General features: G+C 34.7%; 6 protein-coding genes and 1 pseudogene. All 7 read right to left on the minus strand.

All coding sequences use genetic code 11. The features are described from left to right. Positions 1–575, minus strand: a pseudogene (locus AAV97_RS00050) (transcriptional regulator); the annotation flags it as partial. A 1,167-nt stretch (positions 576–1,742) separates the two neighbouring features. After that, the gene (locus tag AAV97_RS00055) at positions 1,743–2,246 is read right to left on the minus strand and encodes a plasmid replication DNA-binding protein (protein ID WP_046759460.1); all 504 of its coding nucleotides are present in this window, start codon (positions 2,244–2,246) and stop codon (positions 1,743–1,745) included. Positions 2,247–2,583: 337 nt separating this feature from the next. Beyond that, positions 2,584–2,787, minus strand: a complete 204-nt coding sequence (locus AAV97_RS00060) for a hypothetical protein (protein ID WP_004759126.1) — start codon at positions 2,785–2,787, stop codon at positions 2,584–2,586. A gap of 26 nt (positions 2,788–2,813) precedes the next feature. Beyond that, the gene (locus AAV97_RS00065; protein ID WP_046759457.1) at positions 2,814–3,146 is read right to left on the minus strand and encodes a type II toxin-antitoxin system YafQ family toxin; all 333 of its coding nucleotides are present in this window, start codon (positions 3,144–3,146) and stop codon (positions 2,814–2,816) included. Beyond that, positions 3,124–3,399: a type II toxin-antitoxin system RelB/DinJ family antitoxin gene (locus AAV97_RS00070; protein WP_046759458.1), complete on the minus strand. Its 276-nt coding sequence runs from the start codon at positions 3,397–3,399 to the stop codon at positions 3,124–3,126. The genes AAV97_RS00065 and AAV97_RS00070 overlap by 23 nt, the downstream gene beginning before the upstream one ends. A gap of 85 nt (positions 3,400–3,484) precedes the next feature. Then, a complete protein-coding gene (locus AAV97_RS21065; RefSeq protein WP_155769239.1) occupies positions 3,485–3,631 on the minus strand; it encodes a hypothetical protein in 147 nt (48 codons plus the stop codon). Between the two features lie 463 nt (positions 3,632–4,094). Continuing rightward, positions 4,095–4,275 (minus strand): hypothetical protein (locus AAV97_RS21270; protein WP_046759459.1); only part of this gene is annotated, 181 nt, incomplete at its 5' end.

Genomic DNA, 4,275 nt, shown 5'->3' on the forward strand with positions numbered 1-4,275 from the left:
AATAAATCATTTGAACCCTTAACCATATTGGCTTGTATCCCACATTTCTCAATAAATTTTTCATGTGTAATTTGACTAAAATCTAAATTATTAGGGCGGTACTTAAGTATAACCAAATAATTTTTCAAAGCTCCCAAACTAAACCGTCCTTTATTCGGTAAAGTTCTCAAGTTCATAAATAAAGATTTATAGGGTAATTTAGTCCATCCTGAAGCCTTTTTTTCTATTTTTAAAACAGTACTATCTGCTTCAAATTCTTCTGGCTTATCAATCATTCGATAACAATTCGTTCTGCCTCTACTTGATGACTCAATTTTTATAATTTTATGCTGATGTAGAATTTTTATTGCTTTACTCACCATAGGTCTAGATAAACCTGTTATTTCTTCTAAGTCAGTAAATGAAACTTTTGAAATGCGTGTATTGAAATCAGATTCCATTGCTAAAACTATAGCTGTTTTTAAAACAGCTATGCTCTGTCCAGCATCTGTATTTTTTAAAGTTTCCTTATAAAAAGGCGCATCTACCCACCATAAGTTAATCTTTGAAAAAATTTTTGCGTTATTTAAATCCATTACACCTTAGCCTTTAAATCAACAAATGCTTTAAGCAGATAAAAATTGAATAGCATCTGAATAAAGCAAATAACTACTAGTCCCATCGCAATATCAATAGAACCAAAAAAATTAAAAAAACCAATCCAAAAAACAGGGTTAAGCAAAAAAATCATGTAAATCTCCAAAATCAAATTTTAAAAAATTTTCGCATAAAAAAAAAAGTCTATCTAGAATGATCAATAGGGCAAAAATTAAAAAAAATTGATATTTTTCAAAAAATTACAATAAAAATTAATACTTAAAACTAGTAAACCTGAAATCTAAATAAGTAAATATCAATAGAAATATATGACAAAATAGTAAATATGAAAGGGAAATAATTATAAAAAAAATAAAAAGTAGTAAATAACAGAGAATTTATTTTATGGATATTATCAATATCAAAAAATTAATTAAAATAACGAGCTCACTCACTCAAGTTACCACAGCCATCGGGCAAGCCCTTTGGGCTGATGGTGAACGTTGAGTGAGTTTCGGCAATACTCACCCTAAGAGCTTGCAAAAACTTGCTCGCTCTTAAAGTATTGCCGAATACCAATTATGGGCTGACGGAGCCACGCATCGGTCGTCCACGACAGTAGGTAATTGTGCTTTCCTACATAGGCTGAGATTACGATTCACACACCGCATCGACACGTTCCCAAACCGTTCAGTTCGCTTATCTCTGTGAGGGTTTCCCCAACATACAATTTAAAGCATCCCTGAGCTACTCATCACGCTGTTGCTTTGTCGATTTCCCCTAGTAGCAACTCTTGCCTTAGATTCTTCTAAAACAATCGCTGTGGTGCGCTAGCGTCGCTTAATTCCTTCCACCCACACCACATGCCTAAACGTATAAAACGGACACGCAGAAGCGGGCAAAGCTCGATCTAAGATGCTTATTTGAAGTTCACAAGTGTATCAATAACGAAGTTTTTCAAGATTAGGCTTGCATATAACCTAGGTTATTGTGAAAATAGAGTCTAGGTACAAGCCGCAAGGTGAAATCATAACGGTCGCCAAACCTTATGATCTTCGTTATTCGATGCTGTAACATCAAATAACTGCGTACCAACAATTTACGAGAAAGCCCTGTATGTTGCAAGACATCAGGGCTTTTTTCTTGAACAAATTTTATTAAATCAATTAATCACCAAAAATTCTTCTTAAAAAACCAAACCGCTTTTTTTCTATTTTTTGATGTTGCTTTTCATCTGTTTCGATCTGTTCCCTTTGCTGTTTTTCTTGTACACCAAAACTGTTTCTATCTTGTTCTAAAACTGTTTCACTTGTTTCTGACAAGTCTGATTTCCCCTTGTATTCAATCATCAATTTGAAGTCATCAAAATCACGTCTAATGCTTGCCATTTCTTGCTTTAAGAACTCTTTATCTTGCTTCAAATCTTGTATCTGTTCTCGCAGTTCACGTACCAGTTCCTCGTTGTTCCCAAAAACAACTGGTGTACTGTTTCCAGAAACAGATTTAGGAACAGATCCACCAAAGACACGTACCATATCGTGAGCATCAATTACCTGAATATTTTGGGCATTTAAACGTGGAGTAATGTCCCCTCGTTTAATTGCTTTATAAATACTCGTCCTACCAACTTTGAACTGTTTTGATGCTTCAAGGATTGTAAGTAACGACATATTTTTTCCTGGCATGATCTTTGGGTGTAAATAAACAAACATCTCCGCAGGACAAGATGACACATTGAGCGTATGCGAATTGTGTAGGTATTTGGGTAGTACAGCTTGCATGTACTAGTACAATACACATCTTGCCTCATTGTACAAATTCCAGTTTGCGTATATTTGCCTTAATTTGCTACATATCACACACTAGGATTTGCCTTTATTTGATCTTATTTGCTGCTTTTTGCTTTTAGTTGCGTTTTTTGATAAAACCATTTGCTTTAATTTGATGAAATTTGCTCTTTTTTGATAAATAAACATCAAAATAAATGCAATTTAAGCTCTTATAGGCTTATTTAGGGTTCAATCGTCTCCATTCAGCCATTAAAGCGGCTTCTTCCTGCTCCAAAGTCGTTTCACCGTTCAAAATACGCTGGTGTCTTGCATCTTCATAAGGTTGGCAAGCATCAATTACTTCTTGAGAAAATTCATGATCTACGATTCCCTTTGAACTTCTAAAAATCTCTTTTAACCGTTCTTTTTCTGCTTCATTCATAAATACAGATCCTCTTTGTTTGGTGCTTACTTAAATAACTCGCTATGCGTTCCAGTACGCACAAAAACCACCATCTCAAACTTAGAGAGTGGTTCAATACGATAAATCAACAGAAAATCGCCACCGACATGCAGTTCACGGCAGTTTTTCCATTGATTACCACTTAGCGCATGATCAACCCATTCAGCCCCTAAAGGCTCATCATTCGCGATAATCAGCATCATGACCTGTTTAAGCTTACCCATGTCATAACGACCACTACGAGAAAGCCTTTGCCAGTCTGCTAAAAACTCTTTGGTATAGTCCGATGATCGAGGTAAAACGGCCCGTTTATCTTTAGTTGATTTTTTCGAGGTCATTAAACAAGTCTTCTACAGTTTCAAAACGGGCTTTCTTGGCTTGAATGAGCGCATCAGCTTCATTCATAGCGGCTAAAGTTGTGGTATTTGGTACACGTACATCGAATGGAATCGCCTGTTCAGCCACTACACGAGTCAAAAAGATTCGTACAGCATCCGAAACAGACATCCCCATTGATTTCAAAGCTTGTTGTGCCTGTAGCTTTGTTTCATCATCAATTCGAACGTGTAGCATTGAGGTTTGAGAAGTCATATCTTCACCTAAATTTTATGTAACTCAATTGAGATACATAATATCATAAATTTGCTGATCATACTTTCACCTCTCATCTTTATCATTACCCTCCAAATGAAATTGCACCTTTAAGTTTGCCAGCCCATATCAAAGTAATAGCACCAAGGACAACAATAAGTCCAAATAGAACATCTGGGCGTTCCTTAAAGTGTTTAGCTAACTGTACAACCATTGCAAAAAAAGCATTCATATTTTCACTTCCTGATTAATATTCAATGTCCTAAGTAGACCTGTATTGAAGTTCTGGTTTGTTGAGTATTCTGGCTACCCAAAACAAAAATACGAGGTGCATCTAAGGCGCATAAAAACACCTTAAATTTTTGACAGAAAATGAAAAAATTATCAGGAGGAAGGATTTCCGTTTATTTTTCATATCGACCAAAATTTAAAGTCGATACCTATTTTATAGATTAAAAAAAGGGGCATTTTTTTTTGTTCCACATAGTGTCAACAGCAAAAGTTGAGAACCAACTTTTCAAAATATCTAATCAAAACAGTGAAAAAACGATCAAATATTGAACGTATAACGTGAAGAATCAACAAAAAATCCCAATCGGTCATGATTGGGATTTTTAAACTACGATAAGACTATGATTTATATTAGATAAAAATTTTCATTTCGCATAACGTGCATTATGTTAATTTTAGAAATATTAACGAAATAATGAAGGATACTTGTCTAAATATTCCTGTAGCTCTACTTCATCTAAAATATCTTTTTGTTCTTGCCCTCGTCTCCCTACACCTAATCCTTTTACGAAATACATATTAGGACTTGTAACCATACTGCCTCTTTCTATTTTTTTAGCTAGTGCTATCAAATCATTATTTATT

Source organism: Acinetobacter sp. Ag2 (genome assembly GCF_001005515.1).
Classification (GTDB): domain Bacteria; phylum Pseudomonadota; class Gammaproteobacteria; order Pseudomonadales; family Moraxellaceae; genus Acinetobacter; species Acinetobacter bereziniae.

What these genes read in the sequence shown, in the direction of transcription:
- AAV97_RS00055 (WP_046759460.1), bottom strand. Translation starts at nt 2,246, where the DNA reads ATGTCGTTACTTACAATCCTTGAAGCATCAAAACAGTTCAAAGTTGGT.
- AAV97_RS00060 (WP_004759126.1), bottom strand. Translation starts at nt 2,787, where the DNA reads ATGAATGAAGCAGAAAAAGAACGGTTAAAAGAGATTTTTAGAAGTTCA.
- AAV97_RS00065 (WP_046759457.1), bottom strand. Translation starts at nt 3,146, where the DNA reads ATGACCTCGAAAAAATCAACTAAAGATAAACGGGCCGTTTTACCTCGA.
- AAV97_RS00070 (WP_046759458.1), bottom strand. Translation starts at nt 3,399, where the DNA reads ATGACTTCTCAAACCTCAATGCTACACGTTCGAATTGATGATGAAACA.
- AAV97_RS21065 (WP_155769239.1), bottom strand. Translation starts at nt 3,631, where the DNA reads ATGAATGCTTTTTTTGCAATGGTTGTACAGTTAGCTAAACACTTTAAG.